The organism is Serratia sp. BW106 (assembly GCF_002607755.1).
GTDB classification, from domain to species: Bacteria; Pseudomonadota; Gammaproteobacteria; order Enterobacterales; family Enterobacteriaceae; genus Serratia; species Serratia proteamaculans.
Genome location: NZ_MCGS01000042.1, coordinates 39,729 through 57,990, shown reverse-complemented (window position 1 = coordinate 57,990; position 18,262 = coordinate 39,729). Strand labels below are relative to the sequence as shown.

At 55.9% G+C, this 18,262-nt stretch carries 20 protein-coding genes; 7 read left to right on the top strand and 13 right to left on the bottom strand.

Features of this window, described 5'->3' with window-relative positions; translation table 11 throughout:
* Positions 1–40: 40 nt before the first annotated feature.
* From speD to BEI65_RS23325, 3 genes are all read right to left on the bottom strand, one after another.
* Complete coding sequence (gene speD / locus BEI65_RS23335) at positions 41–835, bottom strand: adenosylmethionine decarboxylase (protein ID WP_099065289.1); 795 nt, start codon at positions 833–835, stop codon at positions 41–43.
* 27 nt (positions 836–862) lie between these two features.
* Positions 863–1,726, bottom strand: a complete 864-nt coding sequence (gene speE / locus BEI65_RS23330; protein ID WP_099065295.1) for a polyamine aminopropyltransferase — start codon at positions 1,724–1,726, stop codon at positions 863–865.
* Between the two features lie 109 nt (positions 1,727–1,835).
* A complete protein-coding gene (locus BEI65_RS23325; RefSeq protein ID WP_099065294.1) occupies positions 1,836–2,183 on the bottom strand; it encodes a YacC family pilotin-like protein in 348 nt (115 codons plus the stop codon).
* 236 nt (positions 2,184–2,419) lie between these two features.
* On the opposite strand from BEI65_RS23325, the gene cueO reads away from it, so the two are divergent.
* Entirely contained in the window at positions 2,420–4,039 is a 1,620-nt protein-coding gene (gene cueO / locus BEI65_RS23320) for a multicopper oxidase CueO (protein ID WP_099065288.1), read from the top strand.
* A 98-nt stretch (positions 4,040–4,137) separates the two neighbouring features.
* Positions 4,138–4,674: a hypoxanthine phosphoribosyltransferase gene (gene hpt, locus BEI65_RS23315; protein ID WP_012146700.1), complete on the top strand. Its 537-nt coding sequence runs from the start codon at positions 4,138–4,140 to the stop codon at positions 4,672–4,674.
* A gap of 37 nt (positions 4,675–4,711) precedes the next feature.
* Here hpt and can read toward each other — a convergent pair whose 3' ends face one another.
* A complete protein-coding gene (gene can / locus BEI65_RS23310; RefSeq protein ID WP_061807929.1) occupies positions 4,712–5,368 on the bottom strand; it encodes a carbonate dehydratase in 657 nt (218 codons plus the stop codon).
* A gap of 236 nt (positions 5,369–5,604) precedes the next feature.
* Here can and BEI65_RS23305 point away from each other — a divergent pair, with 236 nt between their 5' ends.
* From BEI65_RS23305 to BEI65_RS23295, 3 genes are all read left to right on the top strand, one after another.
* Positions 5,605–6,528: an ABC transporter ATP-binding protein gene (locus tag BEI65_RS23305; protein ID WP_085118881.1), complete on the top strand. Its 924-nt coding sequence runs from the start codon at positions 5,605–5,607 to the stop codon at positions 6,526–6,528.
* Positions 6,525–7,295 (top strand): ABC transporter permease, encoded by a 771-nt coding sequence (locus tag BEI65_RS23300; RefSeq protein WP_099065287.1) that lies wholly within the window; start codon positions 6,525–6,527, stop codon positions 7,293–7,295. The genes BEI65_RS23305 and BEI65_RS23300 overlap by 4 nt, the downstream gene beginning before the upstream one ends.
* A gap of 221 nt (positions 7,296–7,516) precedes the next feature.
* Entirely contained in the window at positions 7,517–8,797 is a 1,281-nt protein-coding gene (locus BEI65_RS23295) for a polysaccharide deacetylase family protein (protein WP_099065286.1), read from the top strand.
* 38 nt (positions 8,798–8,835) lie between these two features.
* Here BEI65_RS23295 and panD read toward each other — a convergent pair whose 3' ends face one another.
* The 3 genes from panD to panB all read right to left on the bottom strand — a co-directional run bounded on the left by panD (position 8,836) and on the right by panB (position 11,024).
* Complete coding sequence (gene panD / locus BEI65_RS23290; protein WP_024484346.1) at positions 8,836–9,216, bottom strand: aspartate 1-decarboxylase; 381 nt, start codon at positions 9,214–9,216, stop codon at positions 8,836–8,838.
* Positions 9,217–9,350: 134 nt separating this feature from the next.
* The gene (panC, locus tag BEI65_RS23285; RefSeq protein ID WP_099065285.1) at positions 9,351–10,205 is read right to left on the bottom strand and encodes a pantoate--beta-alanine ligase; all 855 of its coding nucleotides are present in this window, start codon (positions 10,203–10,205) and stop codon (positions 9,351–9,353) included.
* Between the two features lie 24 nt (positions 10,206–10,229).
* Positions 10,230–11,024 carry a 3-methyl-2-oxobutanoate hydroxymethyltransferase gene (gene panB / locus BEI65_RS23280; RefSeq protein WP_099065284.1) on the bottom strand — a complete coding sequence of 265 codons (795 nt, stop codon included), beginning with the start codon at positions 11,022–11,024 and terminating at the stop codon, positions 10,230–10,232.
* Between the two features lie 169 nt (positions 11,025–11,193).
* Between panB and qseB the strand changes: the two genes are divergently transcribed.
* Both qseB and qseC read left to right on the top strand, forming a co-directional pair.
* Positions 11,194–11,856 (top strand): quorum sensing response regulator transcription factor QseB, encoded by a 663-nt coding sequence (qseB, locus tag BEI65_RS23275; protein ID WP_099065283.1) that lies wholly within the window; start codon positions 11,194–11,196, stop codon positions 11,854–11,856.
* A complete protein-coding gene (gene qseC, locus BEI65_RS23270; RefSeq protein WP_099065282.1) occupies positions 11,853–13,211 on the top strand; it encodes a quorum sensing histidine kinase QseC in 1,359 nt (452 codons plus the stop codon). The genes qseB and qseC overlap by 4 nt, the downstream gene beginning before the upstream one ends.
* A gap of 22 nt (positions 13,212–13,233) precedes the next feature.
* On the opposite strand, the gene folK is transcribed toward qseC, so the two are convergent.
* The 6 genes from folK to thpR form a co-directional block, all read right to left on the bottom strand.
* Positions 13,234–13,734 (bottom strand): 2-amino-4-hydroxy-6-hydroxymethyldihydropteridine diphosphokinase, encoded by a 501-nt coding sequence (gene folK / locus BEI65_RS23265; protein ID WP_099065281.1) that lies wholly within the window; start codon positions 13,732–13,734, stop codon positions 13,234–13,236.
* Complete coding sequence (gene pcnB, locus BEI65_RS23260) at positions 13,734–15,284, bottom strand: polynucleotide adenylyltransferase PcnB (RefSeq protein ID WP_099065280.1); 1,551 nt, start codon at positions 15,282–15,284, stop codon at positions 13,734–13,736. Before pcnB ends, folK begins: the two co-directional genes overlap by 1 nt.
* 61 nt (positions 15,285–15,345) lie before the next feature.
* Positions 15,346–16,257, bottom strand: a complete 912-nt coding sequence (gluQRS, locus tag BEI65_RS23255; protein ID WP_099065279.1) for a tRNA glutamyl-Q(34) synthetase GluQRS — start codon at positions 16,255–16,257, stop codon at positions 15,346–15,348.
* Between the two features lie 71 nt (positions 16,258–16,328).
* Positions 16,329–16,784 (bottom strand): RNA polymerase-binding protein DksA, encoded by a 456-nt coding sequence (dksA, locus tag BEI65_RS23250; protein WP_085119044.1) that lies wholly within the window; start codon positions 16,782–16,784, stop codon positions 16,329–16,331.
* A gap of 183 nt (positions 16,785–16,967) precedes the next feature.
* A complete protein-coding gene (gene sfsA, locus BEI65_RS23240; RefSeq protein ID WP_099065278.1) occupies positions 16,968–17,675 on the bottom strand; it encodes a DNA/RNA nuclease SfsA in 708 nt (235 codons plus the stop codon).
* Positions 17,672–18,214 carry an RNA 2',3'-cyclic phosphodiesterase gene (gene thpR, locus BEI65_RS23235; protein WP_099065277.1) on the bottom strand — a complete coding sequence of 181 codons (543 nt, stop codon included), beginning with the start codon at positions 18,212–18,214 and terminating at the stop codon, positions 17,672–17,674. Before thpR ends, sfsA begins: the two co-directional genes overlap by 4 nt.
* Between the last annotated feature and the right edge of the window lie 48 nt (positions 18,215–18,262).

The following is an 18,262-nucleotide window of genomic DNA, read 5'->3' as shown; positions in this document are numbered from 1 at the left end:
AACATTTGGGGTTCAGTTCATATACCGCGCCCGTTACACATTACAGATGCGGAATATTGCGGCCGTAATAGATTTCCTGCATCTCTTTCCACAGCAGATCGGTAATCTCTTTACGTTCGGCGGCACTCAGCGTATCCGGTTTGGCATTGAACAGGTAATGCTTCAGATCGAAATCCTTCAGCAACATCTTGGTGTGGAAGATGTTCTCCTGATAAACATTCACATCCATCATGTGGTACAGCGCCTTCATATCATCAGACATAAAGTTCTGGATCGAGTTGATCTCATGATCGATATAATGCTTCACGCCGTTCACGTCGCGGGTAAAGCCGCGCACGCGGTAATCCATGGTAACGATGTCGGATTCCAACTGGTGGATCAGGTAATTCAGCGCCTTAAGCGGTGAGATCACGCCGCAGGTCGATACTTCAATATCGGCGCGGAAGGTGCACAGGCCGCCTTCAGGATGGCTTTCCGGGTAGGTGTGGACGCAGATATGGCTCTTGTCCAGGTGCGCTACCACCGTTTTTGACAGTGGGCCAGGGTGCTCCGAGGTATCGACATCGTTCGGATCAACCGGTTCTTCACTGACCAGAATGGTGACGCTGGCGCCCTGAGGCTCATAGTCCTGGCGTGCGATGTTCAGAATATTAGCGCCAATGATCGAGCAGGTTTCGCTCAGGATCTCGGTCAGCCGATTGGCGTTGTATTGCTCGTCAATGTAGGCGATATAGCCAGCGCGATCGTCCGCGGTTTTGGCGTAACAAATATCGTAAATACAAAAACTCAGGCTCTTGGTCAGGTTGTTGAAGCCGTGCAGTTTTAGCTTATGCAATTTGGTTCACCTCCTTTATCTTCTCGCTTAACGTGTAACGTTCAGTGCGTCGAGCAAATACTGCGGCAGAGCAAAGCTGCCCGCGTGAATTGCCGGGTTGTAATAACGACAGCTTAAACCGCTTTGATGAAAGCGATGTTGCAGCGTTGCCAGATCGAGCTGGCGCAGCGCCGGATCCTGGCTCGCCCAGGCGAAGGTCATGATGCCGCCGTAATAGGTCGGGATCGCCGCCTGGTAAAAGCTAACGTCGTTGAAGTACTGGCTCAGTTTGGTGTGGCTATTGACCGCTTCGTCTTGCTGCAGGAAGCACACGCCGTTCTGCGCAACAAAAATGCCGCCTTCGTTCAGGCTGCGTGCACAACCTTCGTAGAACGCTGAAGTGAACAGGCTTTCGCCAGGGCCGATAGGGTCGGTACAGTCGGAGATAATCACATCGAATTTTTCATCGGTCTGATTAACAAAGTTGACGCCGTCGTCGATCACCAGCTTGAAGCGTGGGTCGTCGTAAGCTCCGGCATTGTGGTTTGGCAGGTATTGGCGACAGAACTCGACCACGCCGGCGTCGATCTCGACCATGGTGATCTGCTCAACGCCCTGATGCCGGCTGACTTCACGCAGCATGGCGCCGTCACCGCCGCCGATGATCAGCACCTTCTTCGCCTGACCGTGGGCCAGCAGTGGTACGTGGGTCATCATTTCGTGATAAATGAACTCATCACGTTCGGTGGTTTGCACCACGCCGTCGAGCGCCATAACGCGCCCCAGAACCGGGTTTTCAAAAATCACCAGATCCTGATGCTCGGTCTTCTCACGATACAGTATCTTCTCTACCGAGAAGTACTGGCCGAAGTTGGCATGCAGCGTTTCATACCAAATTTCTTTCTGGGTCATGTGCGGGAACTCCGTAATAACAGCCATGAAAAATTGGCGCAACATCATAGCTAACTCTGCCTGGTGATGCACGGCTGAATTTCAAACAGAGATAGCGCAAGGCGGGGGATTAGTTGGCGTAAGCCAGCAGGCTAAGCGAGTCGCGTGCCAGGGATTTGCACTTGTTGGGGGTAGGGATGGCGATACCACTGAGATCGCGATAGCTGTCTTCACCCAGCGCCTTCATATTAAAGCTATTATAGTTGCTCAGATCCCAACGGTTTTGCTGGGCAAAATAAACGATGGCGCGTTTGATTTGGGCATTGGGCAAGTCGTTATAGCCGCAGTCATTTTTCAAATAAATAAAGACCGCCGTCAGATCGGCCAGATCTTCCGCCTCAGACTCATTCAGCGCCAGACTGGCGTTGGAGAACCCCAGCATGGTGAGCAACAGCACCAGTAACGTTGTTTTTTTCATCATGAAAATAGACCTGTTTATTGTCCACAGACGTTATCACACTTGCCTGTAAAGGCACCAAATTTTATTACCTGCAGGTAACATAACCGGCAGCAAAGGCTTGACCTTCCGCTTAGGGGAGGGTTTAGGCTGTGCGCAGATAAAGCTATACCCATAATCTTTCAAGGTGCAGGTTCATTGAATGAGCTGCACCTTGCGTCGCATTAAGTGCCGATCACTGAAAAAGGGAGTCAGCGATGTTACGCCGTGATTTTATCAAATTGACCGCTGCGCTGGGCGCGGCAAGTGCTTTACCCTTGTGGAGCCGGGGCGCGTGGGCAGCTGAACTGCCGGCGTTGCCGATCCCGCCGTTGCTGATGCCAGACGCGCAGGGGAAAATTGCTTTGGCGCTGCAAACCGGTGAAATGAACTGGCTGCCGGGCAAGGCAACCCAAACCTGGGGGGTTAATGGTGCATTGTTGGGGCCGGCGGTACGGCTGCAGCGTGGCAAGCCGGTCACGGTGGATATCCGCAATGGCTTGCCGGAGGCCAGTACCGTCCACTGGCACGGTCTGGAAATCCCCGGCGACGTCGATGGCGGCCCACAGGCGCTGATTCAGCCAGGTACCACGCGCAGGGTGCAGTTCACGGTGGAACAGCCCGCAGCTACCTGCTGGTTCCATCCGCACACCCACGGCAAGACCGGTCAGCAGGTGATTATGGGCTTGGCAGGGCTGGTGCTGTTGGAAGATGAAGAGAGCAGCAAGCTGCCATTGCCGAAAACCTGGGGGCAGGATGATATTCCGGTGATCCTGCAGGACAAGCGGCTGGGCAAAGACGCACAGATTGAATACCAACTGGATGTCATGAGCGCAGCGGTAGGCTGGTTCGGTGATCGCATGTTCACCAACGGTGCCCTGTATCCACGGCATGTGGCACCTCGCGGCTGGCTGCGCCTGCGTTTTCTCAACGGTTGCAATGCGCGTTCGTTGAATCTGGCAACCAGTGATAACCGTCCACTCTATGTGATCGCCAGTGATGGTGGTTTTCTGGCCGAACCGGTCAAGCTGACCGAGCTGTCGATGCTGATGGGCGAACGCTTCGAAGTGCTGGTGGATGCCTCCGATGGCAAACCCTTTGATATCGTCACGCTGCCGGTTCAACAGATGGGCATGACGCTGGCACCGTTCGACCAGCCGCTGCCGGTATTGCATATTCAGCCTTCGCTGGCGCAGGGTATCAAGACCATGCCGGACAGCCTGGTGAAACTGCCTGTATTACCGGCGGTGAGCGGGATCCAGGAGCGCTGGCTGCAACTGATGATGAACCCGCAGTTGGACAAGCTGGGCATGCAGGCCTTGATGGATCGCTACGGTCATCAGGCCATGGCCGGCATGAGCATGGATCACGGCAATATGGCTAAAGGCGACGGTGAGATGGCCGACATGAAAGGCATGGACCACGGCGCGATGAAAGGCATGGATCACGGTAATATGAAGGGGATGGATCAGGGTGCCAAGCCGTTCGACTTCAGCCATGGCAATATGATCAACGGTAAAGCCTTCGACATGACCAAGCCGATGTTTGAAGCCAAGCGCGGAAAATATGAAAAATGGACCATTTCCGGTGAAGGCGACATGATGCTGCACCCGTTCCATATTCACGGCACTCAGTTCCGTATTCTGTCGGAAAACGGCAAGCCCCCGGCGGCCCACCGTAGCGGCTGGAAAGATACGGTGCTGGTTGAAGGTTGGCGCAGTGAAGTGCTGGTGCGTTTTGATCACCCAGCCAACAGCGATCATGCTTATATGGCCCACTGCCACCTGTTGGAACATGAAGATACCGGCATGATGCTGGGCTTTACCGTAACCGACTGATCCACCACTCTGGAACAACGGGCGGCGCACTCGCGTCGCCACTGGCTTCAGGCTATGCTAAACTCTGCGCCCTTCTTCCGGCAACTGACCTGAAAACTATGAAACACACTGTAGAAGTAATGATTTCCGAGCAGGAAGTTAAGACACGTATCGCCGAACTTGGCCGCCAGATCACCGAAGATTACCGCGATAGCGGCAGTGATATGGTGTTGGTCGGACTGCTGCGCGGCTCCTTTATGTTCATGGCCGATCTGTGTCGCACGATTGAAGTGCCGCATGAGGTCGACTTTATGACCGCTTCCAGCTACGGCAGCGGCATGTCTACCACCCGTGATGTGAAAATCCTCAAGGATTTGGATGAAGACATCCGTGGTAAAGACGTGCTGATCGTGGAAGACATCATTGATTCCGGCAATACGCTGAACAAAGTGCGCGAAATTCTGGCGCTGCGCGGGCCGAAATCTCTGGCGATCTGTACCCTGTTGGACAAGCCTGAACGCCGTGAGGTTGAAGTGCCGGTTGAGTACGTGGGCTTCCCCATTCCGGACGAGTTTGTGGTGGGTTATGGTATCGACTACGCTCAGCGTTATCGCCATCTGCCGTACGTCGGCAAAGTGGTGCTGCTGGACGAGTAATAAGCTGCGGGCGCGGTTTACCGCGCCCGTGACAGAATTAAATGCCCTTATCCTGCTGCAATGTGGCCATGGCCTTGCGATAGCCCATCTCCAGGCTTTCGCGGCTGGTGGCCGCCACTTCAAGATCGCGCAAGCGTCCGTCCTGGATGCCATACACCCAGCCGTGAATCATGACTTTCTGGCCACGTTTCCACGCTGATTGCATGATGGTGGAATGACCCAGGTTGTAAACCTGCTCAATCACGTTGATTTCACAGAGCACATCGAGGCGTTGTTCCGGCTCCAGTTCACCCAACAGTGAGCTGTGCTTGTACCACAGGTCACGAATGTGCAGCAGCCAGTTGTTGATCAGCCCCAGTTCCGGGTTCTCAACCGCGGCTTCCACACCGCCGCAGCCCAGGTGGCCGCAAATAATGATATGTTCAACTTCCAGCACGTCGACGGCGTACTGCACCACTGACAGACAGTTTAAATCGGTATGAATCACCAGGTTGGCCACGTTGCGGTGGACAAACAGTTCACCTGGCTCCAGTCCGGTCAGTCTTTCCGCGGGAACGCGGCTGTCTGAACAACCTATCCATAAAAAGCGGGGCTTTTGCGCCTGGGCTAAACGTTCAAAAAAGTCTGGATCTTCCTTGCTGATGTTAGCTGACCAGGTATGGTTATTAGCGATAAGCTTTTCGATTTCTTTCATGGAGGTTATAGACCTGTAACGAACAGATTGCGTTGGGGTAATATAGGACAAGCATCACATTTTGGAAATCGGAACAGTTACGCAAGACGATATTCAGCCACTTTTTATACAGTATGGCGGGATGGAACCTGAATTTTCCGCACGGATTTGCCTCAGTGAAAACGCTGCTGATGATAAGATCACCTTCATTACAAGACGCAGCAGCATACTCATCGTCACAAGGTACTTTTTAACTTATGAATTATGCACTGGAAATAGCGCAGTTAACCAAAACTTACGCCGGTGGCGTCAAGGCGTTGCGCGGGATCGACCTGAACGTCGAGGCAGGGGATTTCTACGCTTTGCTGGGGCCTAACGGCGCCGGGAAATCCACCACCATCGGCATTATCAGTTCGCTAGTCAATAAGACGTCCGGCAGCGTGCGAGTGTTCGGCTACGACATCGATAAAGACATTGTTAATGCCAAACGCCAGCTTGGACTGGTGCCGCAGGAGTTCAACTTTAACCCGTTTGAAACCGTAATGCAGATTGTGGTCAATCAGGCAGGCTACTATGGCGTGACTCGCCGTGAAGCCCTGGTGCGGGCGGAAAAATACCTGACCCAGTTGGATCTGTGGGGCAAGCGCGATGAACGCGCCCGCATGTTATCCGGCGGGATGAAGCGCCGCCTGATGATCGCCCGCGCATTGATGCATCAGCCAAAATTGCTGATCCTCGATGAACCGACTGCCGGGGTAGATATCGAGCTGCGCCGCTCGATGTGGGGCTTCCTGAAAGAGCTCAACGCTCAGGGCACCACCATTATCCTCACCACCCACTATCTGGAAGAGGCAGAAATGCTGTGCCGCAATATCGGCATTATCCAGAACGGCGAACTGGTGGAAAATACCTCGATGAAAGGTCTGTTGGCCAAGCTGAAGTCTGAAACCTTCATCCTCGATCTGGCGGCGAAAAGCCCGTTACCGAAGCTGGACGGTTACCGCCACCGCCTGACGGACACTTCAACGCTGGAAGTGGAAGTGATGCGCGAGCAGGGCCTGAATGGTCTGTTTGCCCAGCTCAGCACCCAGGGCGTTCAGGTACTGAGTATGCGTAACAAGGCTAACCGGCTGGAAGAGCTGTTTGTCACCCTGGTTAACGGTAATGGAGAAAAAGCATGATGCGTTTGTATTGGGTGGCCTTACAGAGCATCTGGGCCAAAGAGATCAACCGTTTTGCCCGCATCTGGATCCAGACGCTGGTACCGCCGGTGATCACCATGACGCTGTATTTCATCATCTTCGGCAACCTGATTGGTTCACGCATCGGTGAGATGCACGGTTTTGATTACATGCAGTTTATCGTCCCTGGCCTGATCATGATGGCGGTGATCACCAACTCATATGCCAACGTGGCCTCCTCGTTCTTCAGCGCCAAATTCCAACGTAATATTGAAGAACTGCTGGTGGCGCCGGTACCGACGCACGTGGTGATCGCCGGCTACGTCGGCGGTGGTGTCGCGCGCGGTGTTTGTGTCGGCGTGCTGGTCACCGTGATCTCGCTGTTCTTCGTGCCGCTACAGGTGCATGCCTGGTGGGTGATTGTGGCCACGCTGCTGCTGACGGCGATTTTGTTCTCGCTGGCGGGCCTGATCAATGCGGTGTTTGCCACCACCTTTGACGATATCAGCCTGATCCCGACCTTCGTGTTGACGCCGCTGACCTATCTGGGTGGGGTGTTTTACTCGCTGACGCTGCTGCCGCCGTTCTGGCAGGCGGTGTCCAAACTGAACCCGATCGTCTACATGATCAGCGGATTCCGCTATGGCTTCCTGGGCATCAGCGACGTGCCGTTGGCGCTGACCATGACGGTGCTGGTGGCGTTTATTGCAGTGTTCTACCTGTTGTCCTGGTACCTGATTGAGCGCGGTCGCGGTCTGCGTACCTGATTAACCTGTGTCCCCGGGCATCGCGTGCGGGGACGCTTTTATTGACCTGAAGCAAGCACCCTGTAAATCAATAAAATTGCTCAAATAACCCCTTTCTCCCGGCTGTTCAAATCGTGCTATGCTGGCGCTCCACATTTTCTCCATTTTGTTATATGCCCTATGAATTTCAAGTTGCGGCTTGAAAGGCGACGGGTATACGCACTCGTAAGCAGAACATAACCATGCGGTCTACACACAAGATAGCGGCTGGGTTACTCGGCATCCTGATGTCACTTGTCGCCCCGGCAAGCCTGGCAAATTTGCTGTCGGAAGACAGTGCTGTTAAATCCGAATATATGGAAGCGCAACGCGATAGCGAAGTCTATTCGCTGATTGGCGAGCATGTCATCCCGGTTGGTGAAGTGAAACAGGGGCAACTGATCCAGGTGTTCCCGGCGGATGCGGAATATTACGAGTTCAAATTCGGCCACGGCACGGGGTTTATTGATAAAGACGACGTGCGCGATCTCAAAAAATCACGCAAGGTGAAGGATGATCTGGGGGAGCTGAATAAACCGCTGACCAACCAGAATCTGATCACTCACAAGGCGATCAACGTTTATACCGATGCGGATAACAGCAGCGATGTGTTTGGCGTGCTGGAAGAAAACCTGCGCTACCCGATCATCGGTAAGCTGAAAGACCGGCTCAACAACACCTGGTACGAGATCAACATTGGCGATCGCCTGGGCTATGTCAGTGAGCTGGACTGCGAGATTGACACCGGCATACCGATACTGACCTACCATCACCTGCTGAAAAACGAAGAGAACAAGCGCTTCCGCCATACCTCGACCACCACGTCGGACGTGGCGTTCAGTAACCAGATGACCTATCTGAAGCAGGCGGGCTATGACACCATTTCCCTGTATCAGTTGGAAGCCTACCTGAAAAACCAGATCAACCTGCCGGGCAGGGCGGTAGTACTGACGTTTGATGACGGGCTGAAATCGGTCTATCGCTATGCTTATCCAGTCTTGAAGAATTACGGCTTCCGCGCTACGGCGTTTATCATTTCTTCGCGCATTAAACGTCACCCGCAAAAGTGGAACCCAGACTCGCTGCAGTTTATGAGTATTTCCGAACTGAAGCAGATTCAGGACGTCTTCGACGTGCAGTCACATACCCATTTCCTGCATCGCACCGACGGTAATCGTCAGCCGATCCTGCTGAGCCGCTCGCTGCACAATATCGAATTCGATTTTGAGCACTCACGCCGTGCGCTGTCGCAGTTTAATCCGCATGTGCTGTATGTGTCCTACCCGTTTGGCGGCTACAACCAGCGGGCGATACAGGCCGCGAAAGATGCCGGGTTCCATATGGCCGTGACCACGGTGCAGGGCAAAGTGAAACCGGGGGATAACCCCTATACGCTGAAACGGCTGTATATTTTGCGCACCGACTCGATTCAGACCATGGCGGACAGAATAGCCAACAAGCCAGGAACGCTGGTGGTGCAATAGCAAGAAAGGAACGGGCGCCGACAGCGCCCGTTTTACTTTTAGGCGACCTGTACCGGCACGGCTTTCGCCTTGCGCTGCAGGTGGTTGTCACCTTCGAAATAGGCTACTTTCGGATGGTGCTGGCGGGCATCGGCATCGCTCATCTGTACATAGGAGCAGATGATCAGTTTGTCGCCCACGCAGGCGCAACGTGCTGCCGCACCGTTGACCGAAATAATGCGCGAACCGCGTTCGGCGGCGATGGCATAGGTCGAGAAACGCTGACCGTTATCAACGTTATAAATATCGATAGCTTCATATTCCAGAATGCCTGCGGCTTCCAGGAAGTCCTGGTCGATGGCGCAGGAGCCCTCATAGTGCAAGTCAGCCTGAGTCACTTTCACCCGATGCAGCTTGCCTTGCAGCATAGTACGTATCATAACTTTACCTAACTAAGTATCAGCCTTCACAGGCGATTGGGGTTGAACATCCATCCGGCGTCATCGTCACCGATAAGCCTGCCATTGTCTACTGCCAGGCGGGGCGCAATGGTGACGATTGCACAAAAAATGACTTACAGCGTCAGGTCAACCTGTTGATTGTCGATCAACCGCGCCTTGCCCAGCCAGGCGGCCATCAACACCACCGCACGGCGACTTTCAACGCCGAGTGGCTGCAGGCTGTCGGCGTCACGAATAAACAGCTCATCCGGCGTGAAACCAGCGTTGCGCAGGTGTTCGGCGGTTTGTTCCAGCAACTCGTCGACGTGGCGTTCGCCGTTGCTGAGCTGTTCTGCCAACGCATTCATGATTTTGCTGAGCTGCGGGGCGATTTTACGCTCTTCAGCGGTCAGGTAGCCGTTGCGTGAGCTGAGTGCCAGGCCATCTTTGGCGCGAACAGTAGGTACGCCGACGATATCGATGTCATAGCCCATGTCCGCCACCATCTTGCGGATCAACGCCAGTTGCTGGTAATCCTTCTCGCCAAAACAGGCCAGATCCGGCTGCACCAGATTGAACAACTTGCTGACAATGGTGGCGACGCCGCGGAAGTGGCCCGGACGGCTGGCACCTTCCAGCATGCTGGAGATACCCGGCACATCGACGTAGGTTTGCTGTTCCAGCCCCTGCGGATAGACATCGGCCGGGGCCGGTGCAAACACCAGTTCAACGCCGCGACGGGTCAGCTTTTCGCTGTCCTCCTGCAGGGTACGTGGGTAACGCGCCAGATCTTCTGGACGTTCGAATTGCATCGGGTTGACGAAGATACTGACCACCACGATATCGGCGCGCGCACGGGCTTCATCGATCAGTGTCATATGGCCTTCGTGCAGGTTGCCCATGGTTGGCACCAGCGCGATGCGTTTCCCATCCTGACGCCAGCGGCGGATCTGCTGACGCAACAGCGGCAGGGTTTCGATAATTACCATTGCATAACTCCTAGCGCAGTCACTTTAGTTGAAAGAGTGCTCTTCAGCGGGGTAAATTCCTTGCTCCACGTCCTGAATATAGTGTTGCACCGCCGAGCGGATATCGCCGCTTTGCGCCAGGAAGTTTTTAGCGAATTTCGGCGTGTGACCGCCGGTGATACCGAATGCGTCGTGCATCACCAGGATCTGTCCATCGGTGGCGTTACCGGCGCCAATGCCGATCACCGGGATGGTCAGGGCTTCGGTGACCTTGTGTGCCAGTTCGGTCGGTACGCACTCCAGCACCAGCAGTTGGATACCGGCCAGCTCCAGATTTTTTGCATCTTCCAGCAGCTGCTTGGCGGCGAGCTCATCACGGCCCTGCACCTTGTAGCCGCCGAAGACGTTGACCGACTGCGGTGTCAGGCCGAGGTGGCCGCATACCGGCACGGCGCGTTCGGTGAGCGTTTTCACCGTTTCACACAGCCAACTGCCGCCTTCCAGCTTCACCATATTGGCACCGGCCTGCATCAGTTCGGCGGCATTGGCACAGGCCAACTGTGGGGTGGCGTAACTCATAAAGGGCAGGTCGGCCAGCAGCAGACAGGCCGGTGCGCCACGGCGCACGGCACGGGTATGATAGGCAATGTCGGCAACGGTGACCGGCAGCGTGGAGTCGTGGCCCTGCAGCGTCATGCCCAGCGAATCGCCCACCAGCAGCACTTTAACGCCTTGCTCTTCAAACAGTTTGGCAAAGCTGGCATCGTAGGCGGTGAGGGAAGCAAACTTGCGCTGTTCCTGCTTCCACTGGTGCAAATGGGTCACGGTGGTGGGTTTCATCACGTCGTCTCCTGAATAGGGTCGTGCGGCGTGCGCAGGGCCCTGGCTGCAAAAAAGTGCTGTCATTCTACTGTAACCCTAACGGGGTGGGTAGCGCAGATCATAATGCTTAAGCGGTTCTTAAGAACCTTGTGGTGTAATGGCCGGCAATGGCTAAAAAAGGACGCACATGCGAATACTGCTGATAGAAGATGACAAGTTAATCGGCGACGGAATCAAGGCCGGGCTGACCAAGCTCGGCTTTAATCTGGACTGGTTTACCGATGGGCTGGTCGGCAAAAATGCGCTGGAAAGCGCGCCCTACGATGCGGTGATCCTCGATCTGAGCCTGCCGGGCCTTGATGGCCTGGACTTGTTGCGTCAGTGGCGGCAGGCCGGTCATGACGTGCCGGTGCTGATCCTGACCGCGCGCGACGCGCTGGAGCAACGGGTCAACGGCCTGCAAAGCGGGGCCGATGATTATCTGTGCAAGCCTTTTGCCCTGGCGGAGGTGGCGGCGCGGCTGCAGGCGTTGATCCGCCGTCGCCATGGTCAACTGATGCCACAACTGGTGCATGGTAATGTGGTGTTTGATAGCGCCACCCGCAGCGTGAGCTGCAACGGTGAGCCGATCACGCTGACGCCACGCGAACTGGCGGTGCTGGAACTGTTCCTGCATAACAAGGGGCGGGTGCTGGCGCGGCCGCTGATCCAGGAAAAACTGTACAACTGGGACGATGACGTCAGCAGCAACGCCGTGGAGGTCCATATCCATCATCTGCGGCGCAAGCTGGGTAACGGGTTCATCCGCACCCTTCACGGCGTGGGTTACACGCTGGGGGATGACGCGTGAAACATCTTAGTCTGCGGCTACGGCTGATCCTGATTTTCAGCCTGCTGGCGCTGTTGACCTGGTGCTCTGCCAGCCTGGTGGCGTGGATGATGACGCGCAACACCATCAACGAAGTGTTTGATACTCAACAGATGCTGTTTGCCAAACGGCTGGCAACCGTCAACCTGGGCGATCTTCTGGCCGATGAGAGCGTACGCAGCCTGCCGAAAACCAAAAAGCTGGTGCATCACGGCAAGCGTGGCGAGCAGGATGATGACGCGCTGGCGTTCGCCATCTTCGATCGCGATGGCAAGATGCTGCTCAACGACGGGGAAAATGGCGCGGATTTCCGCTTTGACGGCGATCGCGAAGGTTTCACCGATGGCGAACGCAAAGGCGATGACGACAGTTGGCGCTTACTGTGGCTGACCAGCCCGGATGGCCGCTATCGCATCGTGGTAGGGCAAGAGTGGGATTATCGCCGGGATATGGCGCTGGGCATGGTGACCGGGCAACTGGTGCCGTGGTTGGTGACGCTGCCGATCCTGATGCTACTGATTGCGCTGATGGTTGGGCGTGAGCTGCGGCCACTGCGAAGTGTTGCAGCAGGATTGCGCCAGCGCGCACCGGACGATGCCACGCCATTGGACGCGCGTCAGGTACCGACCGAAGTCCGGCCGCTGGTCGATGCGCTTAACGCACTGTTTACTCGCATCAATGCGTTGCTGGTGCGTGAACGGCGCTTTACGTCTGATGCCGCCCATGAGCTGCGCAGTCCGTTGGCGGCGCTGCGGGTGCAGACAGAGGTGGTGCAGTTGGCCGGTGATGACGAGCCGATGCGTGAGCATGCGTTGGGCAATCTGACGGTGGGTATCGATCGTGCCACCCGGCTGGTGGATCAACTGCTGACGCTATCGCGGCTGGATTCCCTGTCTGACCTGGCTGAGCTGGAAGCGGTCGATTGGGGCCAACTGGTGCCGATGACGCTGGCAGAGCAGGATCGCCATGCTCATGCTGCCGGCGTCACCCTGCGTTACGAACAACAGGGCTCGCCACCGCCGCTACAGGGGCAAACGCTGCTGCTGTCGCTGCTGGTGCGTAATCTGCTGGATAATGCGGTGAGGTATACTCCAGCGGGCGGCATCGTAACTGTGAGGCTGACAGAGCGCCTGCTGACGGTCGAGGATAATGGTCCTGGGGTAACGGTGGAACATCTGGCGCGGTTGGGGGAACGTTTTTATCGTCCGCCAGGCCAGGAGCAAACCGGCAGTGGGTTGGGGTTGTCGATTGTGCAGCGTATTGCCGGCTTACACGGACTGCGCGTTAGCTTTGCCAACCGGCCAGAAGGGGGATTTGTTGCTCAGGTGATGCTGTAGGGCGTGGCATGCTGCGTCTGACTCAGGCTTTGTGCTTGGGTTTGTGCCAGAGTTCCATGCCATTTTGCGGCACGCGTTTCAGGCAACTGGCCAGTGATTCGCCATCGGGGAAGATTAACTCGGGGGCGATTTCTGCCAACGGATAGAGCATGAACTCACGCTCTTTCAGACCGTAATGCGGCACCGTCAGGCGGTCGGTATGAATGACCTGCTCGCCATACAGCATGATATCCAGATCCAGAGTCCGTGGGCCCCAGCGCTCATCTTTGCGCACGCGGCCCTGATTGCGTTCTATCGCTTGGGTGTGATCGAGCAACTGTTCTGCGGGTAGCAAGGTATCCAGTGCCACCACCGCATTGAGATAGTCCGGCTGGTTCTGCGGGCCCAGCGGCTTGGTGCGGTAAAACGAAGAACAAACGATCAACCGGCTGCGTGGGAGATGCTCCAACGCTTCCAGTGCGGCTTTCACCTGTTGTAGCGGGTGCGCCAGGTTGCTACCCAGCGCGATATAAACGCGGATCATTATTCTCCTTCTTTACGCGGCGTCCGGCGGCGAGGGCGGCGTTGACGCGCGCGGCGCGGTGCCGGATCGTCACCCAAAGTACTCAACATGGTTTTCTGGCGTGCCGGAGTGGCTTCCTGGAACTCGCCCCACCATTCGGCCAGACGCAGCATTTCCTGGTTTTCTTCCACTTCGGCACGCAGCGCCAGCAGATCGTAAGCGGCGCGGAATTTCGGGTGTTCCATCAGCTTGTGCGCGCGCTTGCCCTGACGACGGGACAGGCGAAGCTGCAACTGCCAGATATCGCGAACCAGCGTGGTGATGCGTTTCGGGATGGCCAGCGAACGACACTGCTCGTCCAACACGTCATTCATCGCCAGCGCGAAGGCGTCGTAGTACGCCAGTCCGCTCTCCTGCGCCAGTTTCTGCGCATGTTCCAGCAGCGGGTACCAAAGCATAGCAGCAAACAGGAACGCCGGGTTGACGCGCATGTCGTTCTGCAGGCGGTAGTCGGTGTTCTTCAGCACCTGCGCCAGAATACGCTCCATCGGCGTGTCCTGGGTCGGCGTGAAGTGACGTGAAATCTGTGGGAACAGCGGCTGGAACAACTGATATTCACACAGCTTCAGATAGGTCGGATAACCGTAGCCTGCCTGCAGCAGCTTGAGAGACTCTTCAAACAGACGTGCCGGCGGGATCTCATGCAGCAAGGATGCCAGGCGCGGGATCGGCTCGGCGGTTTCGTCACTGATGGTCATGTCCAGCTTGGCGGCAAAGCGCACTGCGCGCAGCATGCGCACCGGATCTTCACGATAACGGGTTTCCGGATCGCCAATCAGGCGGATCACGCCCTGTTTGAGATCGCGCAGGCCGTTGACGTAATCACGCAGAGTGAAGTCCGCTACGCCGTAATACAGGCTGTTGATGGTGAAGTCGCGGCGCTGGGCATCTTCTTCGATCGAACCGAAGATGTTGTCGCGCAGCAGCATGCCGTTTTGGGCCTGCTGGGAAGAATTTTTGTCAGATTCCGGCGTTTGCTGCTCGTGGTGACCACGGAAGGTGGCAACCTCGATAATTTCCGGCCCGAACATCACGTGTGCCAGGCGGAAGCGGCGGCCAACCAAACGGCAGTTGCGGAACAGCTTGCGCACTTGCTCCGGCGTTGCGTTGGTGGTGATGTCGAAATCTTTCGGTTTTTTGCCCAGCAACAGGTCACGTACGCCGCCACCGACCAGATAGGCCTCGAAGCCGGATTTATTCAGGCGATACAGCACCTTCAGCGCATTCTCACTGATGTCTTTACGTGAGATGGAATGCTGGTCGCGTGGGATCACGGTCATTGAACCGTTGCTCTCTGCGGCAGGAAAAGGTGAGCGTTTACGCGGTGCCGGTCGGCGGGCAGGGCTTTCTCTGCCGCGATCGGCGGAACGTTGCTGCGGCGCGGCCGGCGGTGCCACCACCACGCTTTCTTCGCGGACTACGTTTTTATCGCTGACCGGCGCATCATCGCGCGGCTGCTTGTCATCGCGGATTAGCACCTTACGGCAGAAATTGGCTACTCGGGTAAAAATGGTACACCTCGATAGTGTCTGATAAAAATGGCGCTAACAAAAAATAGCGGCTAATCATAGCTCACCATGGCTCTTTTGAGAATGCCGATGTGTTTTCGTCCAGGGAAATAGCCTCCCGGCGCGGCACATCATCCAGCTTCCAGTGTGCGATTGCCCAGCTCAATAATAACGACAGGTCAAGATCTTGCCAGCTTTCCGGCAGCGGTTGGCGCAGAAATTTTAGCGCGGCCACCAGTATTGGGCGTGGATCGCCGTCGGGCAGAGCGGGTGCATGGTTTTGCTTCGACAGTTTGATACCGTTGGCGCCCAGCGCCAGCGGCAGATGCACATAGGCGGGCACCGGCGCCTGTAACTGATGGTACAGCGCTATCTGGCGCACCGTCGGTTCGATCAGGTCGGCACCACGAACGATTTCGGTAATGCCCTGGAAATGGTCGTCCACCACCACCGCCAGGTTATAGGCGAACAGCCCATCACGTCGACGAATGATAAAGTCTTCCTGTGCCAGCGCCCGGTCGGCCTGCAACTCGCCCTGCAGGCGGTCATGAAAGGCGTAAACCGGGGAGGACTGACGCAAGCGAATGGCGGCACCTTGCGGGCCAAGATTCAAAGGGCGACAGTGGCCGTCATACAGGCCGCCTATCTGCTGAATACGGCTGCGGGTACAGTTGCAGAAATAGCTGAGCCCCTGCTGATGCAGTTGATCCAGAGCGGCGCGGTAGGCTTCATGACGTTGGGATTGATAGATGACCTGGCCGTCCCAGAGGAGACCATAGTGTTCCAGAGCGGATAAGATACGATCGGCCGCACCGGCGACTTCACGCGGGGGATCGATATCTTCAATGCGAACCAGCCACTGCCCGCGTTGAGCACGAGCCTGGAGGTAGCTTCCCAGAGCGGCAATCAGCGAGCCGAAATGCAGATCCCCGGAAGGCGATGGGGCAAAGCGCCCCACATAATGTCTTTCTTGCATATCAGAGGGGAAACTTTCCCTTTTCTCTGTGCGGCGCACGCAGAACGCACGCCGCAGCGGTAACAACTGTATTAGCCGGCCATCTGCTTTTCGCGGATTTCGGCCAGAGTCTTGCAGTCGATGCACAAATCGGCAGTCGGACGCGCTTCAAGGCGACGAATGCCAATCTCCACGCCACAAGAGTCGCAGTAGCCGAAATCTTCGTCTTCTACTTTCTTCAGCGTTTTCTCGATCTTTTTGATCAGTTTGCGTTCACGATCGCGGTTACGCAGTTCAAGACTGAACTCTTCTTCCTGAGTGGCACGGTCGGCCGGATCAGGGAAGTTAGCTGCCTCTTCCTGCATATGAGTTACCGTACGATCAACTTCATCCCTGAGCTGGTTACGCCATGCTTCAAGAATGCGCTTGAAATGCGACAACTGGGCGTCGTTCATGTACTCTTCGCCCGGCTTCTCTTGGTACGGCTCCACCCCAGCGATGGCGAGAATGCTCAAGGACGAGGTTTTACGGGTTTGCCCTTCTTGCATGTTGCTTCTCCTACATACACACGCACTATCGAATCCCCAATGTGGGGGAAAAACAGGCCGCTATAAATAACAGATGGGAGGTAGGTTGGCAATTATTCCTGTCGCCTGCTTGACAATGGTGTGAAGGAAGGCGTATTTGGCGACGCGTTAACCGGTTGTCGAATTATTTGTACCCGGCCAGCGCTAATCGATAAAAAACGGTAACTTATCGCAGAGAGATATACCGTCAGGTGATAATTTAGCCCCATAACAAACCACTTCTACACCCAACTGCTGAACCTGTGCCAACAGTGTCGCATAACGCTCATCTATATGATGTGCCGGTGCGACCTGCTCAATACCGCTATGTAACACAGCAAAGAACAATACCGCCCGTTGCCCGCTTTCAACCACGCTTAGCAACTCACGTAAGTGCTTCTGTCCTCTGAGCGTTACTGCATCAGGGAAGTAACCACGTTGTTGTTGCAATAATGTGACTGACTTAACTTCAATATAGCAGTTAGCTCGGTTTTCTGCCTGTAATAACAAATCGATACGACTGTTCTCACTGCCGTATTTTACTTCGCTGCTGATTTTACTGTAACCGGATAATTCATTGATTAGATTCTGTTCGATTGCCTCACGTACCAACCCATTGGCACGCAAGGTGTTCACGCAGATCCAGTCCCCCTGTTGGGTATGGGTCAGTTCCCAACTGTGGGCGTATTTGCGCTTGGGATTATCCGAAGTGGAGTACCAAACGGTGTCGCCGGGCGTGGCACAGCCGGTCATGGCACCGGTATTGGCGCAGTGCAGGGTGAAGGTTTCCCCTTCCGGGGTGATGACGTCCGCCAGAAAGCGTTTGTAACGTTTAATCAGCGTGGCGTGGCGCAGCGGTGGCGTAAAAATCATCGGGTGTCCTGATGGGTTAAAGACCATTGCTCAAGCATTTGATAACGCGTACGGCCGTTTTCAAACACTGACTGGTACAGGGAGAATTCGTCGGCGCTGAAGTTCCAGCCCGGGGTGGCGGGCGGCACGGCGACCGGTTGCGTCGCCGATCGCAGCAGAGTGATATGCGGATGAAACGGCATCGGGCTCTGATAACAGCCGCTGCGAGCCGCCTGCGATCGTAACAGCTCCGCCAACTGCAACAGCCCACGCGGGGCACGTCGGGTGCCGAGCCAAACCACGCCGGGACGCGGCCAGTGGCCGAGGTCATCCAGCAGCATGCTGAAACCGGGCTGGCTAATACGGCCCGCCAACTTTTTCAGCGCGCTCTCTTTTTGCGCCGAGACGTCGCCGAGAAAGGCCAGCGTCAGGTGCAAATTGGCTGCTGCGACCGGCCGACCGACTTCCGGCGCGAAGGCTTCGGCACGCCAGCGGATCACCTGTTGCTGCAGTGCATCAGGCAAGGTCAGGGCGAAAAACAGGCGGCGCGAACTGGACATGGGGCCCCGGCAAGTGGCAAGTGAATGAAACGCAGACTCTAATGCTAC